The organism is Enterobacter asburiae (assembly GCF_024599655.1).
In the GTDB taxonomy this organism is placed as follows: domain Bacteria; phylum Pseudomonadota; class Gammaproteobacteria; order Enterobacterales; family Enterobacteriaceae; genus Enterobacter; species Enterobacter asburiae_D.
Map to the genome: position 1 here is coordinate 3,269,762 of NZ_CP102247.1, position 19,632 is coordinate 3,289,393.

The window sequence follows — 19,632 nt, forward strand, 5'->3', positions numbered from 1 at the left end:
TCTTAGAAAATTGTCGCGCATTATAGCTAATATGGCGTGTATGTCATAAAGTTGAAGGCTTATTTTCATTTGTGGGAGTGTGCAGTGGCGACGTTATCCAGGCTTTTTATCCATCCGGTGAAATCCATGCGCGGTATAGGCGTCTCTCACGCGCTGGCCGATATGAGCGGATTCGCCTTCGATCGTATTTTTATGGTCACCGAGCCTGACGGCACGTTCATTACCGCACGCCAGTTCCCGCAGATGGTTCGCTTTACCCCTTCCCCGCTTCATGACGGTTTGCATCTGACCGCGCCGGACGGCTCCAGCGCGGTCATTCGCTTTGCTGATTTTGCGCCTGTCGATGCGCCAACGGAAGTGTGGGGCAATCATTTTACCGCGCGCATCGCCCCGGATGAAATTAACCGCTGGCTAAGCGGTTTCTTCTCCCGCGACGTGCAGCTGCGCTGGGTTGGGCCTGAACCGACGCGTCGCGTAAAGCGCCATGACGCCGTTCCCCTCTCCTTCGCCGATGGCTTCCCGTTCCTGCTGACCAACGAAGCCTCGCTGCGTGATTTACAAGGCCGCTGCAAAGCGAGCGTTCAGATGGAACAGTTCCGTCCGAACCTGGTGGTTACGGCTGTCGACGCCTGGGACGAAGACACCTGGAAGGTGATCCGCATCGGCAGCGTGATTTTTGACGTGGTGAAGCCCTGCAGCCGCTGCATTTTCACCACGGTGAGCCCTGAGAAAGGCCAGAAGCACCCTTCCGGCGAACCGCTGAAGACGCTGCAGTCGTTCCGCACCGCGCAGGACAGCGGCGATGTTGATTTCGGCCAGAACCTAATTCCGCGCTCCAGCGGCGCAATTCGCGTCGGTGATGAGGTAGAGATCCTTGCCCGCGGGCCTGCAAGAGTGTACGGCTCAGGTCAGGAAGAAGAAATGGTCGACGTTGTGACAAATGTCGCTTCTGCGGTAGATATTCACTGGCAGGGCAGCGTCATCCGTGGCAACAACCAGCAGGTATTACTGGAGCAACTGGAGCAGGCAGGTATTCGCGTACCCTATTCCTGTCGCGCAGGCATTTGCGGATGCTGCCGCATCAAGCTGGTGGATGGAGAGGTCAGTGCGCTGAAAAAATCGGCAATTGGAAATGACGGCACAATTCTGTGCTGTAGCTGCATACCGAAAACGTCCGTACAGCTGGAAGCTTAAACCGCCTGTTCGAGGCTGAAGGAATCTACGCGCAGCTGCGGCTTCAGCCTGTCGTTCATCACTTTAATGGCATCGCCAAGCTGCATCGTCCGCCCGGCAATGGTTACGCCGGGCTGTGCCAGCAGGCAGAGCGCAGCATTTTCGCCTGGCTCAACCACCAGCAGGCTCACCTCTTCTGCGGTATCGCTCAGATTTACGCTGGCCGCGTCGCCCGTTGCCGGGGTCCAGCTCATACCGTGCGCAAGAAAATGCCAGCTTTTCGGCATTTGCGGTTTCAGGAAGCGGATAGCCACCAGCGCATTTAATACCAGCTCGGCACGCTGCTCTTTAGAGAGCACCAGATCGCGGCATTTTTCTTCAAAAGAGAAATAAAGCGCCGCATCGTCAACGCAAAAGCCCGACGGGGAAAACGCGTCCGGGGTTAACATTCGGCGGGCAAAACGAGAACGAAACAACATGCCATTGGCTAAATCGAGCATCATTCGATCATGCTCGTCGCAAAAATACCAGCGCCAGTTATCGTCAGGTTTAATTCGCATGTGTCTCTCCCGTCCCCAAACATCCTGTACTAAAATTGTCCTGATCGCCGCTTCGTTTATAACACCATTAATAAAAGACTATAATGTCTAAATAAGCAACAGTGACGGAATATAAAACAACCAGGGCTGGAAATAAAGCCCTGGTTGTCTGATTAAGAGAAAAGATTAGATATGAGTAACGATTTCTTTAATCAGCGGTGGTCCTTTAAAAATAAAGCCGGAATAGATTTGCACCAGTGACGCACCCGCCGCCATCTTCTCGCGTGCAGCAATCACTGAGTCAATGCCACCGACGCCAATAATCGGCAGACGTCCTTTTAATTCCGCAGACAGGGCGCGAATAATTTCGGTGCTTTTTAATTGTACCGGACGTCCACTTAACCCACCCGCTTCGTCACAGTTTTTCATTCCCTGCACGAGGGAGCGATCGAGGGTGGTATTGGTTGCAATCACACCATCAATATTATGGCGAACCAAACTGTCGGCAACCTGGATCAATTCTTCGGCAGAAAGATCCGGGGCGATCTTAACCGCGACCGGAACATATTTATGATGGATCGTCTGGAGTTCATTTTGCTTATTTTTAATGGCACTCAGAAGATCGTCCAGCGCTTCGCCATATTGTAAGGAACGCAGCCCCGGGGTATTGGGTGAAGAAATATTCACCGCAATATAACCGGCATAGGCGTAGACTTTTTCCATACAAATCAGATAGTCATCTTTACCCTGCTCTACCGGCGTGTCTTTATTTTTGCCGATATTGATGCCTAATATCCCGTCAAAATGGGCTTTTTTTACGTTCTCAACAAGGTGATCAACACCGAGGTTATTAAAGCCCATGCGGTTGATTAGCCCTTCGGCTTCAACCAGGCGGAACAGGCGCGGCTTGTCATTTCCCGGCTGCGGGCGCGGTGTGACGGTACCGATTTCAATGGAGCCAAAGCCCATCGCGCCCAGGGCATCAATGCACTCGCCATTTTTGTCCAGACCCGCCGCCAGACCCAGCGGATTTTTAAAGGTCAGACCCATGCACTGCACAGGTTTTTCCGGCACATTCTGACGCACCAGAGCGGCCAGAGGCGTTCCGGTAATACGACGTAATTGCTGGAATGTAAATTCATGAGCGCGCTCAGGGTCGAGCTGGAAAAGGGCTTTACGAACGAAGGGGTAGTACATGAACTCTCCTGGATTCCCGGTGTGCAAACCGGGAGGGGATTATGGGCGATCCACGCGCGAAAGGGAATTGACCTGCGGCAAAAAATCAGCGTAAAACGCAATCGTTTACCTCCCTGTCTATTTCTTATGCACTTTTTCGCATTTTAATTGCAGATAAATCATTTAGTGGAATAACCGCGCGGTGTCACACTCCTTAAAATTGTTATGAATGTTAGATAAAAGCAAACAATTAGTTATAAGGAGGAAGTATGCGCGTCATTACCCTGGCCGGAAGTCCACGATTCCCTTCGCGCTCCAGCGCCCTGCTGGAATATGCCCGCGAAAAACTCAATGCCCTGGATGTGGAAGTGTGCCACTGGAACCTGCATAACTTCGAACCTGAAGATCTGCTCTATGCCCGTTTCGACAGCCCTGCGCTTAAAACGCTCATCGAGCAGCTTAACGGCGCTGACGGCTTAATCGTGGCAACGCCCATTTATAAAGCCTCTTTTTCCGGGGCGCTGAAAACCCTGCTCGATCTGCTTCCGGAACGCGCGCTGGACGGCAAAGTCGTGCTGCCGCTGGCAACGGGCGGTACGGTTGCCCATCTACTGGCCGTGGATTATGCCCTGAAGCCGGTGCTGAACGCGCTGAAAGCGCAGGAGATCCTCCACGGCGTTTTCGCAGATGACTCTCAGGTTATCGATTACCAACATAAACCTCATTTTACGCCGAACCTGCAAACCCGCCTCGATACTGCCCTGGAAACCTTCTGGCATGCTCTGCACCGCAGGGATATCCAGGCGCCGGCGTTTGGTCAGCCTCAAGGAGTCGCACATGTTTAAAACGTTAACCCGCATCGGCCTGGCAGGTTTGATGGCGCTTAGCTCGCTGGCCCATGCCGCAGAAACGGCTCCGGAAAATTTACGCATTGGCTATCAGAAAGGCAGCGTCAGCATGGTGCTGGCAAAAAGCCACCAGCTTCTGGAAAAACGCTTCCCGGACACCAAATTCTCCTGGGTGGAGTTCCCGGCTGGCCCGCAGATGCTGGAGGCCCTGAACGTGGGCAGTATCGATCTCGGCAGCACGGGTGATATTCCGCCGATATTCGCCCAGGCGGCGGGAGCGGACCTCGTCTATGTTGGCGTTGAGCCGCCCAAACCGAAGGCCGAAGTGATTCTGGTGCCTGAAAACAGCGACATTAAAAGCGTCGCCGATCTTAAAGGGCATAAAGTTGCTTTCCAGAAAGGTTCCAGCTCACACAACCTGCTGCTGCGTGCCCTGCAAGAAGCCGGGCTCAAGTTCACTGACATTCAGCCTGTTTACCTGACGCCTGCCGACGCGCGCGCCGCGTTCCAGCAGAAGAACGTTGATGCCTGGGCCATCTGGGATCCGTACTACTCCGCCGCATTACTGCAGGGCGGCGTTCGCGTGCTGAAAGACGGCACCACGCTGAAGCAGACCGGCTCGTTCTACCTGGCCGCGCGTCCTTATGCGGAAAAGAACGGCGCATTTATTCAGGGCGTACTGGATACCTTTACCCAGGCCGACGCGCTGACCCAGACCCAGCGTCAGGAGAGCATTGCCCTGCTGGCGAAAACCATGGGCTTACCTGAGCCGGTGATCGCGAGCTATCTCAACCACCGTCCGCCGACCACCATTACGCCCGTGGACGCGCACGTCGCCGCGCTTCAGCAACAAACGGCTGACCTTTTCTATCAAAACCACCTGGTGCCAAAACAGGTCACTATTCGCGAACGCATCTGGCAGCCCGCAGGCAAAGAAGGAGCTAAATCATGAGTCTGAATCTTTTCTGGTTTTTACCTACCCACGGTGATGGACACTATCTTGGTACAGAAGAGGGCTCGCGCCCGGTTGACCACGGCTACCTGCAGCAGATTGCGCAGGCGGCGGACCGAATCGGTTTCACCGGGGTGCTGATCCCGACCGGACGTTCATGTGAAGATGCCTGGCTGGTGGCCGCGTCGATGATCCCTGTCACCCAGCGTCTGAAGTTCCTGGTGGCATTACGCCCGAGCGTCGTCTCCCCCACCGTGGCGGCGCGTCAGGCGGCAACGCTGGACAGGCTGTCCAACGGTCGCGCCCTGTTTAACCTGGTGACGGGCAGCGATCCGCAGGAGCTGGCGGGCGATGGGGTATTCCTCGATCATACCGAGCGCTATGAAGCCTCCGCCGAATTCACCCGCGTCTGGCGACGTCTGCTGGAAGGTGAAACCGTTACCTTTGAAGGCAAGCATATTCACGTTCGCGACGCGAAACTCTACTTCCCGCCGGTGCAGCAGCCACGCCCGCCGCTCTATTTTGGCGGATCGTCGGATGTGGCCCAGGATCTGGCGGCAGAGCAGGTCGATCTCTATCTGACCTGGGGCGAACCGCCTGAGCTGGTGAAAGAAAAAATTGCCCAGGTCCGCGCTAAAGCGGCCGCCCATGGCCGCAAAGTGCGCTTCGGCATTCGCCTGCACGTGATTGTGCGCGAAACCAATGAAGAAGCCTGGGAGGCCGCCGACCGCCTGATTTCCCATCTGGACGATGAGACCATCGCGAAGGCACAGGCCGCGTTTGCCAAAACCGACTCCGTCGGACAGCACCGAATGGCGTCCCTGCACAACGGCAAGCGCGAGAACCTGGAGATCAGCCCGAACCTGTGGGCGGGCGTCGGCCTGGTGCGCGGCGGTGCGGGCACGGCGCTGGTCGGCGACGGTCCGACCGTAGCCGCCCGGATTAATGAATACGCCGAGCTGGGTATCGACAGCTTTATTCTCTCCGGTTATCCGCATCTGGAAGAGGCGTACAAGGTGGGCGAGCTGTTATTCCCGCATCTGGATGTTGCCATTCCGGAAATTCCGCAGCCGCAGCGGCTTCAGCTTCAGGGCGAAGCCGTGGCGAACGAGTTTATTCCACGCAAAGCCGCACAGAGCTAAGGAGTGACCATGTCTGCCACCTCACAAAAATGGCTGCTGCGCGCCGCGCCGTGGTTTTTACCCGTCGGCATTGTGGCTCTCTGGCAGCTCGCGTCGTCCACCGGCTGGCTATCGAGCCGCATTCTGCCCTCTCCGGAGGGCGTCGTAGAAGCGTTCTGGTCGCTGAGCGTGAGCGGTGAGCTGTGGCAGCATCTGGCGATCAGCTCCTGGCGCGCCGTGATTGGGTTTTCCATCGGCGGCAGCATCGGTCTGGTTCTGGGCTTGATTAGCGGCCTTTCCCGCTGGGGCGAGCGGCTGCTGGATACCTCCATTCAGATGCTGCGCAACGTGCCGCATCTGGCGCTGATCCCACTGGTTATCCTGTGGTTTGGTATTGATGAGAGCGCCAAGATCTTCCTCGTGGCGCTGGGCACATTGTTCCCGATCTACATCAACACCTGGCACGGCATCCGCAACATCGATCGCGGTCTGGTGGAGATGGCGCGCAGCTACGGCCTATCGGGTTTTTCTCTCTTTATACACGTGATCCTGCCGGGCGCCCTGCCCTCCATTATGGTCGGGGTGCGATTTGCGCTCGGCCTGATGTGGCTGACGCTGATTGTGGCGGAGACCATCTCGGCCAACTCAGGCATTGGCTACCTGGCGATGAACGCCCGTGAATTCCTGCAAACGGACGTGGTGGTGGTTGCCATCATTCTGTATGCCCTGCTCGGCAAACTCGCCGACGTTAGCGCCCAGTGGCTGGAGCGCAGCTGGCTGCGCTGGAACCCGGCCTACACCCTTCAGGAGGCGAAAGCATGAATACAGCACGACTGAACCAGGGAACGCCGTTACTGCTGAACGGCGTGACCAAACGCTACGGCGAAAACACCATTCTTAACGGGCTGGATCTGCATATTCCCGCCGGACAATTTGTGGCCGTTGTCGGGCGCAGCGGCGGCGGCAAGAGTACTCTGCTACGCCTTCTGGCCGGACTGGAAGCCCCCAACGGCGGTGATATTCTGGCAGGAACGACGCCGCTTTCGAATATTCAGGACGATACCCGCATGATGTTTCAGGACGCGCGCCTGCTGCCGTGGAAAACGGTTATCGACAATGTCGGGCTCGGTCTGAAGGGCAACTGGCGGGATGAAGCCCGCCAGGCGCTGGCCGCCGTTGGGCTGGAAAATCGTGCGGGTGAATGGCCGTCAGCCCTCTCGGGTGGGCAAAAGCAGCGCGTGGCGCTGGCGCGGGCGCTGATTCACCGACCGGGCCTGCTGTTGCTTGATGAACCGCTCGGCGCGCTCGATGCCCTGACGCGGATCGAAATGCAGGATTTGATTGGTTCCCTGTGGCAGGCGCACGGCTTTACGGTACTGCTGGTGACGCATGACGTGAGCGAAGCCGTCGCGATGGCTGACCGTGTGCTGTTAATAGAGGACGGGAAAATAGGTCTGGATCTGACGGTGGATATCCCGCGTCCTCGCCGCGTGGGCTCGGCAAGGCTGGCGGAGCTGGAAGCTGAGGTGTTGGATCGGGTGATGAAGCGTGGGGGTACGGAGTTAGAACGAGCTAAGGCTAATGCCTGATGCCCTCACCCCGGCCCTCTCCCACAGGGAGAGGGAGGGTTAAGCTTTCTATCAGGCCAGTGCCTTAGCAATCTTCTCGTACAGATCGCCAGACAGGTTCTCCAGCCCTTTCAGCTGCTCAAGCGCGGCACGCATCTTCGCCTGACGCTTCGCATCATAACGCTTCAGACGGATCAGCGGCTCAATCAGGCGGGACGCCACCTGCGGGTTACGGCTGTTCAGCTCGGTCAGCATTTCCACCATGAACTGATAACCGCTGCCGTCTTCAGCGTGGAACGCCGCCGGGTTGCTGCTGGCAAACGCGCCAATCAGAGAGCGCACGCGGTTTGGGTTGCTCAGGGTAAAGGAGCGATGCTTCAGCAGGCTGCGCACTTTGCTGAGCGCATCGGCTGCCGGGCTGGTCGCCTGCAGGATGAACCACTTGTCCATCACCAGGCCATCCTGATGCCACTTGTCGTCGTACTCCTGCATCAGCGCATCACGACACGGCAGTTCGGCGGCAACGCTTGCGCCCAGCGCGGCCAGCGCGTCGGTCATGTTATCCGCTTCGTGATACTGCTTGCTCACCAGGGTGTTCGCCAGCCCGGTTTCACCAAACGCCAGATAGCGCAGGCAGGTATTGCGCAGAGAACGTTTACCAATGTCCGCGTGCTCAACGCGATACGCGTCAAGCTTATTGGCGTTATAAATGGCCAGGAACTCATCGGCCAGTTCTGCAGCCAGCGTACGGGTCAGCGCTTCACGCACCGCCACGATGGCAATCGGATCGATGATATCAAACAACTCGGCGATTTCAGTCGCTGACGGCAGGGTCAGAATTTCAGCGGCCAGCGCCGGGTCAATCTTCTCATCCAGTAGGATCGCGCGGAACGCGTCAGCCACGTGGACAGGCAGCGACAGCGGCTGGCCCTGCTGATGACGGTTAACGTTGATCTTAATGTAGGTCGCCAGCAGGCTTTGCGCCGCATCCCAGCGGGAGAAGTCGTTACGCGCGTGACGCATCAGGAACGTCAGCTGCTGATCGCTCCACTTATACTCCAGCTTCACCGGCGCGGAAAATTCGCACAGCAGCGCAGGTACCGGCTGGAAGTAGACGTTATCGAAGATAAAGGTCTGCTCGGCCTGGGTCACGTTCAGCACGTGGTGTACCGGGTGGCCGCCCTTCTGGAGTGGGATAACTTTGCCTTCGTTATCGTACAGCTCAATGCTGAACGGAATATGCAGCGGATATTTCTCTTCCTGCTCCGCCGTCGGCGGCGTGCGCTGGCTGATGGTCAGGGTGTACTGCTCGGTTTCCGGATTGTAGTCGTCTTTGACGGTAACAATCGGCGTACCGGCCTGGCTGTACCAGCGGCGGAAGTGGGAAAGATCGACATTAGAGGCATCTTCCATTGCCTGCACAAAATCGTCGCAGGTGGCCGCGCTGCCGTCATGACGCTCGAAATACAGCTGCATCCCTTTCTGGAAGTTCTCCTCACCCAGCAGGGTGTGGATCATGCGGATAATTTCAGCGCCCTTCTCGTACACCGTCAGGGTGTAGAAGTTGTTCATCTCGATGACTTTATCCGGGCGGATCGGGTGCGCCATTGGGCTGGCATCTTCCGCAAACTGCAGACCACGCATGGTGCGCACGTTGTTGATGCGGTTCACCGCGCGTGAACCCAGATCGGAGCTGAATTCCTGATCGCGGAAGACGGTCAGGCCCTCTTTCAGGCTCAGCTGGAACCAGTCGCGGCAGGTAACGCGGTTACCGGTCCAGTTGTGGAAATATTCATGGCCGATAACGCGTTCGATGTCGAGGTAGTCTTTGTCCGTTGCGGTATCGGTACGCGCCAGCACGTATTTGGAGTTAAAGACGTTAAGGCCTTTGTTCTCCATTGCGCCCATGTTGAAGAAATCGACGGCGACGATCATATAGATGTCGAGGTCATATTCGAGGCCGAAGCGCTCCTCGTCCCACTTCATGGAGTTGATGAGGGAGGTCATTGCCCACGGCGCACGGTCAAGGTTGCCGCGGTCAACAAACAGTTCCAGCGCTACGTCGCGGCCTGAACGCGTTTTGAAGGTGTCGCGCAGCACGTCGAAATCCCCCGCCACCAGCGCAAACAGGTAGCACGGTTTCGGGAAGGGATCCTGCCACTGCACCCAGTGACGGCCATTCTCCAGCTCGCCTTCGCCTACGCGGTTACCGTTGGAGAGCAGGAAGGGATACAGAGTTTTATCGGCGATGATTTTGGTGGTGAAGCGCGCCAGGACGTCCGGACGGTCGAGATACCACGTAATGTGGCGGAACCCTTCCGCTTCACACTGGGTACACAGCGCCACGCCTGACTGGTAAAGCCCTTCCAGCGCGGTGTTGGCGGCAGGGCTAATTTCATTCACGATGCGCAGCGTAAACTGTTCCGGCAGGTTGTCGATGACCAGCTGGTTGTTTTCTTCTTTATAGTCTGACCAGGCTTCATCATTAATATGCAGGGAGACCAGCGTCAGGTCTTCACCATCCAGACGCAGCGGCACCGCAGTTGCGCTGTGGCGCGTCACCTGGCTCACCGCCGTGACAACGGTTTTAGTGGCATCCAGGTCAAAAGTCAGATCGATTTCGCTAATCAGGTAATCCGGCGCACGGTAGTCGTGGCGGTATTTGGCTTGTGGCTGTTGTGTCATAGAAAACCTTATGCATCGTTTGTCGAGTAACGTTTCAATATATTCCTGTTGCGCAAAACGCGCTATGCAGAATGTTCATCTTTTCAGGGGCAAAACCGTTTTTTGCTACATTTGTATAACACGGGGCACAAAATGCCCTCGACCATAAAACGCGCTTATGTTGTGATCGGGGTTCAATAAATCACTAAACAAGGTATACTCCGGAGTTGTTTATTGTACTAAACGCTCCTGTGAGAGGATGCTACTGCGCACCTATGACTCAATTCGCTTCTCCAGTTCTGCATACGTTGCTGGATACCGACGCGTATAAACTGCATATGCAGCAAGCCGTTTTCCACCATTACTATGACGTTCATGTCGCGGCGGAATTCCGCTGTCGTGGCGACGACTTGCTTGGTATCTACGCAGACGCCATTCGTGAACAGGTCAATGCTATGCAGCATCTGACGCTGCAGGACGAGGAATATCAGTGGCTTTCTGGCCTGCCTTTCTTCAAAGCCGACTACCTGAACTGGCTGCGCGATTTCCGCTATAAGCCGGAGCAGGTCACCGTGCTTAACGATAACGGCAAGCTGGATATTCGCCTTGAAGGGCCGTGGCGGGAAGTGATCATGTGGGAAGTGCCGCTTCTGGCGGTGATCAGTGAACTGGCTCACCGCTACCGTTCGCCGGAAACGGGCGTCGAGCAGGCGGTCGCCGCGCTGGAAAATAAACTCGCTGCTTTCTCTACGCTGACCGAAGGGCTGGACATGTCCCGCTTCCGCCTGATGGACTTTGGCACCCGCCGCCGTTTCTCGCGTGACGTTCAGGAAGCCATCGTTAAACGTCTGCAGCAGGAGCCGTGGTTCGTGGGCACCAGTAACTACGATCTGGCGCGCCGCCTCAGCCTGACGCCGATGGGCACCCAGGCGCACGAGTGGTTCCAGGCGCATCAGCAGATCAGCCCCGACCTGGCTAACAGCCAGCGCGCGGCGCTGGCCGCATGGCTTGAGGAGTACCCGAATCAGCTCGGGATCGCCCTCACCGATTGTATTACGATGGATGCCTTCCTGCGCGACTTTGGTCCCGAGTTCGCTGAACGTTACCAGGGTTTACGCCACGACTCCGGGGATCCGGTTGAATGGGGCGAGAAGGCCATTGCCCATTACGAGAAACTCGGCATCGATCCGATGAGCAAGGTGCTGGTCTTCTCCGATAATCTCGACCTGGCGAAAGCGGTCGAACTCTATCGCCATTTCAACACCCGGGTGAACCTGAGTTTCGGAATTGGTACCCGTCTGACCTGCGATATTCCTCAGGTAAAACCTCTGAATATCGTCATCAAACTGGTGGAATGTAACGGCAAGCCGGTGGCAAAACTCTCCGACAGCCCGGGTAAAACCATCTGCCATGACAAAGCGTTTGTCCGCGCATTGCGCAAAGCGTTCGATCTTCCCCAGATCAAAAAAGCCAGTTAAGCGCTTACGGGAGCCTTCATGGCTCCCTTCTCCTTGTTTATTTCTCAATTCTTCTCTTTTGACTGCGAAATTTACTTGTCTGATAGCGGATGGCAGGTAACATAGATATCCCCCCATAAGGGTGGACAAGTGTCTATTTTTTCCGACTATTAACAGAGAGAATATTATGAGCGTTGTGCCTGTAGCCGACGTACTCCAGGGCCGTGTCGCCGTTGACCAGGAAGTCACCGTGCGCGGATGGGTGCGTACCCGCCGAGATTCTAAAGCTGGCATCTCCTTCCTTGCCGTCTATGACGGTTCCTGCTTTGATCCTGTACAGGCCGTCATTAATAATTCTCTGCCCAATTACAATGATGACGTTCTGCGCCTGACAACGGGTTGTTCGGTCATTGTGACTGGCGTTGTGGTGGCATCACCTGGCCAGGGCCAGAGCTTCGAAATTCAGGCCTCTGCGATTGAAGTCACCGGCTGGGTTGAAGATCCGGACACCTATCCGATGGCGGCAAAACGTCACAGCATCGAATATCTGCGTGAAGTCGCCCACCTGCGTCCGCGTACCAACCTGATTGGTGCGGTGGCGCGCGTGCGTCATACGCTGGCGCAGGCGCTGCATCGTTTCTTCGATGAGCAGGGTTACTTCTGGGTGTCTACTCCGCTGATCACCGCCTCCGATACGGAAGGTGCCGGTGAGATGTTCCGCGTCTCGACGCTGGACATGGAAAACCTGCCGCGCACGCCTGAAGGTAAAGTGGACTATGACAAAGACTTCTTTGGTAAAGAAGCTTTCCTGACGGTATCCGGTCAGCTCAACGGCGAAACGTACGCCTGTGCGCTGTCTAAGATCTACACCTTTGGCCCAACCTTCCGTGCCGAAAACTCCAACACCAGCCGTCACCTGGCGGAATTCTGGATGCTGGAGCCTGAAGTGGCGTTCGCCGACCTGGACGATGTTGCGGGTCTGGCGGAAGCGATGCTGAAGTATGTGTTCAAAGCGGTGCTGGAAGAGCGTCCTGACGACATGAAATTCTTCGCAGAACGCGTAGACAGCGATGCTGTGGCCCGTCTGGAGCGTTTCGTGTCCGCCGACTTTGCACAGGTGGACTATACCGACGCGGTGGCGATCCTCGAGAAATGCGGTGAGACGTTCGAGAACCCGGTTTACTGGGGCGTTGACCTGGCGTCTGAGCACGAACGCTATCTGGCTGAGAAGCATTTCAAAGCGCCGGTTGTGGTTAAAAACTACCCGAAAGACATTAAGGCCTTCTATATGCGCCTTAACGAAGACGGTAAAACCGTGGCAGCGATGGACGTACTGGCGCCGGGCATTGGTGAAATCATCGGTGGCTCTCAGCGTGAAGAGCGTCTTGACGTGCTGGACGCGCGTATGGAAGAGATGGGGCTCAACCCAGCTGACTACAGCTGGTACCGCGATCTGCGTCGTTACGGTACCGTACCGCACGCTGGTTTTGGTCTGGGCTTCGAGCGTCTGATTGCCTACGTTACCGGTGTTCAGAACGTACGTGACGTGATTCCTTTCCCACGTACTCCACGTAACGCCAGCTTCTAATCGGTACAAGACTAAAATGGCCAGCTTATGCTGGCCATTATTTTATTCTGTATTGTCAGTTTTCGTCAGCGCAAAGTCAGCGTCTTTAAACCTTCACCCCGTCACAACCACTACCTGTTACGTTTTGTTTCCGCGAAATATCTAGCCACAAAAAATAAACCCCATTCTTATTGCGATTATTACTTCCTCAAGCGATAGCACAAATTTCAACCACTTTTACAGCCATCCAGAAGTCTTTTTGGGGTCATAAGAAAAACAGAGTCGTTTAACGTCTGTTTATACGAATCACCTTTATCTCAATTAATCATAAGCAATTCATATATATAGGATAGGTTTTGCCGTTTAATTCGCCAGGCGGGTCTGAAGTTTGAGGTGGTTCACAAAGTTCCCAAAAATACATATTTAGTTACACATAATTTCTTTTGGTTACTTAATCTTGATAATTGTAGCACTTTCAGGCTAGCGAAACGCTTCGCCGAATGGAAAGATGCCTGTCAGATACATAAAGACACCAAACTCTCATCAATAGTTCCGGAAATATTTATTGACAGAATTTATTGACGGCAGTGGCGAGTGTCATAAAAAAACCAATGAGGGTAATAAATAATGATGAAGCGCAATATTCTGGCAGTGGTAATCCCTGCCCTGCTGGTAGCCGGTGCAGCTAACGCTGCAGAAATCTATAACAAGAACGGCAACAAACTGGATCTGTACGGAAAAGTTAATGCTGAGCGTGACTTCGTTACTAATGGCGATAACACTAACAACTCAGATTCAACTTACGCACAGATCGGTTTCAAAGGCGAAACTCAGATCAACGACCAACTGACCGGTTATGGTCAGTGGGAATACCGTGCACTGGCCAGCTCTGCGGAAGGTGAACAGTCTGCAAACAACTCTACTCGTACTCGTCTGGCATTCGCTGGCCTGAAAATGGCTGACGCTGGCAGCCTCGACTACGGCCGTAACTACGGTATCGTATACGATGTAGAATCCTACACCGACATGGCGCCAACCTGGTCCGGCGAAACATGGGGCGGCGGCAATGTTGATAACTACATGACCAGCCGTTCTACTGGCCTGCTGACCTACCGTAACAACGATTTCTTTGGTCTGGTTGATGGTCTGAGCTTCGGCCTCCAGTACCAGGCTAAAAACGAGCGCGCTGACCTGCGTCGTGCGAATGGCGACGGTGTTGGTTACTCTGTAGCTTATGACTTCGGCAGCGGCTTTGCTCTGACTGGCGCATACAGCAATGCTAACCGTACTCTTGACCAGAAGGCCGATGGTAAAGGCGACAAAGCCGAAGCATGGGCAATTGGCGGTAAATACGATGCAAACAGCCTGTATCTGGCTGCTGTATACGCTGAAACCCGCAATATGAGCCTCCTGGCTAACACCACCGGTTCCAACACTCCTGATGCTTCTGGTGACGTGTTCAACGTAGCGAACAAAACCCAGAACTTCGAAGTTATCGCTCAGTACCAGTTCGACTTCGGTCTGCGTCCATCCCTGTCCTACGTTCAGAGTAAAGGTAAAAACCTGAACACCGTATCTGGCGGCGATGCAGATCTGGCTAAATACGTTGAAGTTGGTGCTACTTACTACTTCAACAAAAACTTCAACGTGTCTGCTGACTACCGCATCAACCTGATCGACGAAGATCAGGCCAAGCGCACTGGCGGCGGCTGGGTTGGTACCGACGACCAGGTTGGTCTGGCAGCTGTTTACCAGTTCTAATCAGTACACCACTTTGTTATATGCTTAATGAACAGGGCTTCGGCCCTGTTTTTTTATGCGTGACAGAAAATAATGGCGACTTTTGAAAAGCCGCACGCTTTTCGTCGCAAACGGTTGGCATTTTGTAAATCTACCGTTAACCTGATAGCGGATTTCACTTCTGTAATCACAATGGAACTTCGTCATGTTTGAGAACATTACCGCCGCTCCTGCCGACCCTATTCTGGGCCTGGCCGATCTGTTTCGTGCCGACGACCGCCCTGGCAAAATCAACCTGGGTATTGGTGTATATAAAGATGAAACCGGCAAAACTCCGGTACTGACCAGCGTTAAGAAAGCTGAGCAGTATCTGCTGGAAAACGAAACCACCAAAAACTACCTCGGTATTGATGGTATCCCTGAATTTGGTCGCTGCACCCAGGAGCTGCTGTTCGGTAAAGGCAGCGCAATTGTGAGTGACAAACGTGCCCGTACAGCACAGACCCCAGGCGGTACCGGTGCGCTGCGCGTGGCGGCGGATTTCCTGGCGAAAAACACCTCTGTTAAGCGCGTATGGGTGAGCAACCCAAGCTGGCCAAACCACAAGAGCGTGTTTAACTCTGCGGGTCTGGAAGTGCGTGAATATGCTTACTACGACGCGGCAAACCACTCTCTCGACTTTGACGGCCTGCTGGCGAGCCTGAGCGAAGCGCAGGCAGGTGACGTGGTGCTGTTCCACGGCTGCTGCCACAACCCAACCGGTATCGACCCGACGCTTGAGCAGTGGGAACACCTGGCGAAGCTGTCCGTAGAAAAAGGCTGGCTGCCGCTGTTTGACTTTGCCTACCAGGGCTTCGCCCGTGGTCTGGAAGAAGATGCCGAAGGCCTGCGCGCGTTCGCCGCGGTGCATCAGGAGCTGATTGTCGCGAGTTCTTATTCCAAGAACTTCGGTCTGTACAATGAGCGCGTAGGTGCCTGTACGCTGGTTGCAGCTAACGAAGAGACCGTTGATCGTGCGTTCAGCCAGATGAAATCGGTTATCCGCGCGAACTACTCTAACCCACCGGCACACGGTGCGTCTGTTGTTGCCACCATCCTGAGCAACGATGCGCTGCGCGCTATCTGGGAACAAGAGCTGAACGATATGCGCCAGCGCATTCAGCGCATGCGCCTGCTGTTTGTGAACACCCTGGCTGAGAAAGGCGCGGACCGCGACTTCAGCTTTATCATCAAACAGAACGGCATGTTCTCGTTCAGCGGCCTGACCAAAGAGCAGGTTCTGCGTCTGCGTGAAGAGTTTGGCGTGTACGCCGTAGCGTCTGGACGCGTGAACGTTGCAGGCATGACGCCTGACAACATGGCGCCACTGTGCGAAGCGATTGTCGCCGTACTGTAATTTGCGCCCATAAAAAAAGCCTGCGCTATGCAGGCTTTTTTTTATTCTGGTTACCAGACAGGCATTTCATCCTGAAGGAACGGGTTATGGAGCCGTTCATAGCCCAGCGTCGACATCGGACCGTGTCCAGGAATAAACGTAACGTCATCGCCCAGCGGCAATAACTTTTGTTTAATCGACTGAATCAGCTGCCCGTGGTCGCCGCGCGGAAAATCGCTGCGTCCTACGCCACCTTTGAAGATCACATCGCCGGAAATCAGCAGACGGGACTGGTCATCAAAGAAGACGATATGGCCTGGCGTATGCCCAGGACAATGCAACACCTGTAAAGTCACATTCCCTACGTTAACGCGCTCTCCCTCGTTTAGCCAGCGATCGGGCGTCAGGGGCTGACACTCATCAAGGCCAAACATGCGGCTTTGGGCGGGTAACCCCTGCAGCCAGAACTCATCTTCTTTTTCCGGGCCGATCACCGGCACACCATAGTGTTCAGCCAGTTCAGCCGCAGCACCTACATGGTCAAGATGACCATGAGTGAGCAAAATCTGCATCAGCGTGACGCCGCTTGCTGCGACTTCCTGCTTGATTTTCTCAGCGTCACCGCCGGGATCGACAAGCGCGGCCAGTTTAGTCTGTTCGCACCAGATCAATGAACAATTCTGGGAGAACGCGGTAACCGGAATAATACGATAGTTCATACTGCTCCTGTGTTTCGTTATTACCAGTGCCGAACCGGACCGGTATCAATATGCACAAAGTTGCTGCTGGGGTAATATCCTACACCACCTGCGCGCATAGATAACGCGGCTTTGCGAATATTGGCTAACGAAACGCCTTCAATATGGAAATCCATTGCCTGTCCCTTCGTGTGATAGCTTTTTTTCGCTACCCCGCGGCTGTGGGCGCGCAGTTCATTATTGGTATCAATCGAGCGATAGCCAGAGATGAGCTGCACCGGCTTGCTGGTGCCCAGCAGGCCCTGAAGGCGGAAAATCTGATCAAACAGTCCTGGATCGATGGCTTTTATTTTATTCGCGCGGAAATCACGGAAAAAATGGTTAAGTCTTGCTAATTCATCCTGAATATAGCCTCTGCCATCAAAAAACTCCGCTTTTAGCGACTCACCGGTATGAAGATTGTTGAGCGTTAAAACTCGCGGACGAGGTGTCGAGAGGGTGGCAAATGCTGGCGTCGGCAGGATGGCCGCTGCGCCAAGCGCAACGCCACCTAACGCCAGCAGTTTGCGGCGATTAGCGTCAAATTTGTCCATGATAATCAGGTCTACAGGTAAAAGAAATCGTAATATGCTTAGCGCACGAAGGGCACCATAACTGGCAAAACCAGGTACGTCAAGGCGCCCAACCCCAGTGAATATGCGGCTTGCAGCGATATAGCCCCCTATTCACCATAACTTACGACAATCATTTTTCCCGAACTGCTTCATTTACCTGATTAATTGTTCCGCTTTTGGCAAAATTTGTGCGCCGGATCGCGCGGTGAGATCATAATTGTAAATATCTGTACGATACTGAGTACGCCCGTCTTCACCCACAAACGCCGTCAGATAGTAAAGATTGACCGGAATATTGTGGCGAATATTAACGTAACGCGTATCCCCCTGTTTCAGGGCATCCGAGATGCGCGTATCGTTCCAGCCCGCATCCTGCAGCAGCATATTGGCCAGCTCCGAGGCTTTGTTCACGCGCACGCAGCCAGAACTCAGCGCGCGAGTATCTTTCTGGAACAGGTTGTGGTTCGGCGTATCGTGAAGATAGATGGCTTCTGAACTCGGCATATTGAATTTGTAGCGCCCTAAAGAGTTGTGCGCCCCGGGAGCCTGCTGGAAACGGAACGGCAGATTCGACGCGGTGATCGTCGACCAGTCGACCATATAAGGATCGATAGCCTCTTTACTGTTCCATCCACGCATCACCGTATAGCCATGACGCTCCAGATAACCCGGATCGTTCCAGACCTTCGGCAGAATGTCTTTACGCGCCAGGGTCGGCGGCACGTTCCACGGCGGGTTAACCACCACGTTATTTAGCGCGCTGCTCATCATCGGTGTTTTACGATCCGGACGCCCGACAATCACGCGCGACGCCAGTTTTTCGCTACCATCCTGATAATAGACCAGGGAATACGCCGGGATGTTAACCATAATTCCGGTAGAGAGCGTTCCCGGCAGCAAGCGCAAACGCTGGATATTGAGCGCCAGCACCCCTGCCCGCTGCGCAGGCGATACGTTCAGCCAGTCGCGCGTCGTCTGACCAATGACGCCATCGGCCCCCAGCCCCTGAGCGGCCTGGAATTGCTTAACGGCCGCCACCAGCTCGCGATCGTAAGCCGCAGGTTTGTTGCTCAGGACAACGGCTTTCTTCTCTTTCACGGGCGCTGACGGGCTGACGGCGACGCTTTGTGGATCATCACCCGGAAGAGCAATCTTCGGCCCGCCGTCAAGAAGACCAGAACGCATCAGGATCTCGCGCAGGGCGGGCACATCGCTGCTCCACTGCCCCGGACGCAGCGTCGCGGTACTGCGCATTTGTGGCCACGGACGCGTGTCCCCCACCAGTGCGAGGAGCGACTGGTGCAGAGTGGCATATTGTGGGTGCGCCGGTGCGAGGCTGGCGATAAAGCGCGGCAGTTCGCCATTGTCCAGCGCTAGCTGCCATTGGTTAATCACCGACAGCGCCGGCGTCGCCAGCTTGTACGGCTTATCGCTATAGAGCCAGCGGTTGCCGTTGACCGGAATACCCGCCACGAACTGCAGGTAGCCCATCATGGCATCGGAAAGCACCACGTCCCGCGCCTGCCCGGAGACGGAAGGATCGGTTAACAGCTCAACCCACTTTGTAAACTGCGGCTGAAACCCTGCAATCGCGACCTCCGCCAGTTGCTGCTGAAAGGCGCGCACCGCATCGCGGTTTTCCCACATCGGTTTCATATCGCGGGCAGCATAGAGGAGCGTGAGCTGATTGATATAGACAGGCGTGTAGCCTGACGGCAGCTCCGACTGCAGCTGCTGACTGAGCGATTCGGCATCGATGCCTTCCGGCAGCGGTTTAATACCGGCCATGATAGCCGTTGCCGGAGACTGGTCCAGCGGCTGGGACAACGACGTTGGCTGCGCGCCTGTCGTTGCCGAGCTGTCAGTCGGCACAATTTCAGGCTCGTCGGCCTGGGCGGTTAACAGCGGAGCAAACATCACTGCCAGGCATAAACTCAGCGCAGACAGCTGACGACCACATTCTTTCTTAAGCAACATCCCTTGCCCCCTGTTTTCACGACATGCCCATCACGTTGGGGCTTTCTTTCATTATAGGTAGACGGCTAAGCTGTTGCCTTACCTTATGTAAAGAAGTTTAAAGATAACGCAGCCCTAAGCACAAGTTAAGTTTAAAAAAAAAGCGGCGCCAGTGCGCCGCTTC

The 19,632-nt window shown here is 55.1% G+C and carries 16 protein-coding genes; 10 read left to right on the forward strand and 6 right to left on the reverse strand.

From position 1 onward, the window contains the following. Positions 1-84: 84 nt before the first annotated feature. Positions 85-1,194: a YcbX family protein gene (locus NQ230_RS15685; protein ID WP_257258129.1), complete on the forward strand. Its 1,110-nt coding sequence runs from the start codon at positions 85-87 to the stop codon at positions 1,192-1,194. Here the strand turns inward: NQ230_RS15685 and zapC are convergent. Together zapC and pyrD are read right to left on the reverse strand one after the other, a co-directional pair. Continuing rightward, positions 1,191-1,733 (reverse strand): cell division protein ZapC, encoded by a 543-nt coding sequence (gene zapC / locus NQ230_RS15690; protein ID WP_023311020.1) that lies wholly within the window; start codon positions 1,731-1,733, stop codon positions 1,191-1,193. The two genes, NQ230_RS15685 and zapC, sit on opposite strands and share 4 nt — an antisense overlap. Before the next feature lie 165 nt (positions 1,734-1,898). Further along, on the reverse strand, positions 1,899-2,909 hold the full coding sequence (gene pyrD, locus NQ230_RS15695; RefSeq protein ID WP_032638810.1) for a quinone-dependent dihydroorotate dehydrogenase: 1,011 nt from the start codon (positions 2,907-2,909) through the stop codon (positions 1,899-1,901). 248 nt (positions 2,910-3,157) lie between these two features. Between pyrD and ssuE the strand changes: the two genes are divergently transcribed. The 5 genes from ssuE to ssuB are packed head-to-tail and all read left to right on the forward strand — an operon-like array spanning position 3,158 to position 7,398. Next, a complete protein-coding gene (gene ssuE / locus NQ230_RS15700) occupies positions 3,158-3,733 on the forward strand; it encodes an NADPH-dependent FMN reductase (RefSeq protein ID WP_023335146.1) in 576 nt (191 codons plus the stop codon). Continuing rightward, positions 3,726-4,688 carry a sulfonate ABC transporter substrate-binding protein gene (locus NQ230_RS15705; protein ID WP_257258132.1) on the forward strand — a complete coding sequence of 321 codons (963 nt, stop codon included), beginning with the start codon at positions 3,726-3,728 and terminating at the stop codon, positions 4,686-4,688. The genes ssuE and NQ230_RS15705 overlap by 8 nt, the downstream gene beginning before the upstream one ends. Next, positions 4,685-5,830: an FMNH2-dependent alkanesulfonate monooxygenase gene (gene ssuD / locus NQ230_RS15710; protein WP_198885090.1), complete on the forward strand. Its 1,146-nt coding sequence runs from the start codon at positions 4,685-4,687 to the stop codon at positions 5,828-5,830. Before NQ230_RS15705 ends, ssuD begins: the two co-directional genes overlap by 4 nt. A gap of 9 nt (positions 5,831-5,839) precedes the next feature. After that, positions 5,840-6,631, forward strand: a complete 792-nt coding sequence (ssuC, locus tag NQ230_RS15715; protein ID WP_023311016.1) for an aliphatic sulfonate ABC transporter permease SsuC — start codon at positions 5,840-5,842, stop codon at positions 6,629-6,631. Then, entirely contained in the window at positions 6,628-7,398 is a 771-nt protein-coding gene (gene ssuB, locus NQ230_RS15720; RefSeq protein ID WP_257258134.1) for an aliphatic sulfonates ABC transporter ATP-binding protein, read from the forward strand. The genes ssuC and ssuB overlap by 4 nt, the downstream gene beginning before the upstream one ends. Positions 7,399-7,449: 51 nt before the next feature. Here the strand turns inward: ssuB and pepN are convergent, their stop codons facing one another. Then, positions 7,450-10,062: an aminopeptidase N gene (gene pepN / locus NQ230_RS15725; RefSeq protein WP_257258136.1), complete on the reverse strand. Its 2,613-nt coding sequence runs from the start codon at positions 10,060-10,062 to the stop codon at positions 7,450-7,452. A gap of 254 nt (positions 10,063-10,316) precedes the next feature. Between pepN and pncB the strand changes: the two genes are divergently transcribed. The 4 genes from pncB (at position 10,317) to aspC (ending at position 16,201) form a co-directional block, all read left to right on the forward strand. After that, on the forward strand, positions 10,317-11,519 hold the full coding sequence (gene pncB, locus NQ230_RS15730) for a nicotinate phosphoribosyltransferase (protein ID WP_048991015.1): 1,203 nt from the start codon (positions 10,317-10,319) through the stop codon (positions 11,517-11,519). A gap of 166 nt (positions 11,520-11,685) precedes the next feature. Next, a complete protein-coding gene (asnS, locus tag NQ230_RS15735; protein ID WP_029739509.1) occupies positions 11,686-13,086 on the forward strand; it encodes an asparagine--tRNA ligase in 1,401 nt (466 codons plus the stop codon). A 606-nt stretch (positions 13,087-13,692) separates the two neighbouring features. After that, positions 13,693-14,826, forward strand: coding sequence for a porin (locus NQ230_RS15740; RefSeq protein WP_306671188.1), 1,134 nt, complete (start codon positions 13,693-13,695; stop codon positions 14,824-14,826). 184 nt (positions 14,827-15,010) lie between these two features. Then, positions 15,011-16,201, forward strand: a complete 1,191-nt coding sequence (aspC, locus tag NQ230_RS15745; RefSeq protein WP_047346900.1) for an aspartate transaminase — start codon at positions 15,011-15,013, stop codon at positions 16,199-16,201. A gap of 50 nt (positions 16,202-16,251) precedes the next feature. On the opposite strand, the gene NQ230_RS15750 is transcribed toward aspC, so the two are convergent. The 3 genes from NQ230_RS15750 to ldtD form a co-directional block, all read right to left on the reverse strand. Then, positions 16,252-16,899 carry an MBL fold metallo-hydrolase gene (locus NQ230_RS15750; RefSeq protein ID WP_023311009.1) on the reverse strand — a complete coding sequence of 216 codons (648 nt, stop codon included), beginning with the start codon at positions 16,897-16,899 and terminating at the stop codon, positions 16,252-16,254. 20 nt (positions 16,900-16,919) lie between these two features. Then, complete coding sequence (gene mepK, locus NQ230_RS15755) at positions 16,920-17,471, reverse strand: peptidoglycan L,D-endopeptidase MepK (RefSeq protein ID WP_023335137.1); 552 nt, start codon at positions 17,469-17,471, stop codon at positions 16,920-16,922. A gap of 174 nt (positions 17,472-17,645) precedes the next feature. Next, positions 17,646-19,469 (reverse strand): L,D-transpeptidase, encoded by a 1,824-nt coding sequence (ldtD, locus tag NQ230_RS15760; RefSeq protein ID WP_257258140.1) that lies wholly within the window; start codon positions 19,467-19,469, stop codon positions 17,646-17,648. Between the last annotated feature and the right edge of the window lie 163 nt (positions 19,470-19,632).

Bases quoted from the DNA above. Each gene is read 5' to 3' on its own strand.
- zapC (WP_023311020.1), bottom strand. From the start codon at position 1,733: ATGCGAATTAAACCTGACGATAACTGGCGCTGGTATTTTTGCGACGAG.
- pyrD (WP_032638810.1), bottom strand. From the start codon at position 2,909: ATGTACTACCCCTTCGTTCGTAAAGCCCTTTTCCAGCTCGACCCTGAG.
- ssuE (WP_023335146.1), top strand. From the start codon at position 3,158: ATGCGCGTCATTACCCTGGCCGGAAGTCCACGATTCCCTTCGCGCTCC.
- NQ230_RS15705 (WP_257258132.1), top strand. From the start codon at position 3,726: ATGTTTAAAACGTTAACCCGCATCGGCCTGGCAGGTTTGATGGCGCTT.
- ssuD (WP_198885090.1), top strand. From the start codon at position 4,685: ATGAGTCTGAATCTTTTCTGGTTTTTACCTACCCACGGTGATGGACAC.
- ssuC (WP_023311016.1), top strand. From the start codon at position 5,840: ATGTCTGCCACCTCACAAAAATGGCTGCTGCGCGCCGCGCCGTGGTTT.
- ssuB (WP_257258134.1), top strand. From the start codon at position 6,628: ATGAATACAGCACGACTGAACCAGGGAACGCCGTTACTGCTGAACGGC.
- pepN (WP_257258136.1), bottom strand. From the start codon at position 10,062: ATGACACAACAGCCACAAGCCAAATACCGCCACGACTACCGTGCGCCG.
- pncB (WP_048991015.1), top strand. From the start codon at position 10,317: ATGACTCAATTCGCTTCTCCAGTTCTGCATACGTTGCTGGATACCGAC.
- asnS (WP_029739509.1), top strand. From the start codon at position 11,686: ATGAGCGTTGTGCCTGTAGCCGACGTACTCCAGGGCCGTGTCGCCGTT.
- NQ230_RS15740 (WP_306671188.1), top strand. From the start codon at position 13,693: ATGATGAAGCGCAATATTCTGGCAGTGGTAATCCCTGCCCTGCTGGTA.
- aspC (WP_047346900.1), top strand. From the start codon at position 15,011: ATGTTTGAGAACATTACCGCCGCTCCTGCCGACCCTATTCTGGGCCTG.
- NQ230_RS15750 (WP_023311009.1), bottom strand. From the start codon at position 16,899: ATGAACTATCGTATTATTCCGGTTACCGCGTTCTCCCAGAATTGTTCA.
- mepK (WP_023335137.1), bottom strand. From the start codon at position 17,471: ATGGACAAATTTGACGCTAATCGCCGCAAACTGCTGGCGTTAGGTGGC.
- ldtD (WP_257258140.1), bottom strand. From the start codon at position 19,469: ATGTTGCTTAAGAAAGAATGTGGTCGTCAGCTGTCTGCGCTGAGTTTA.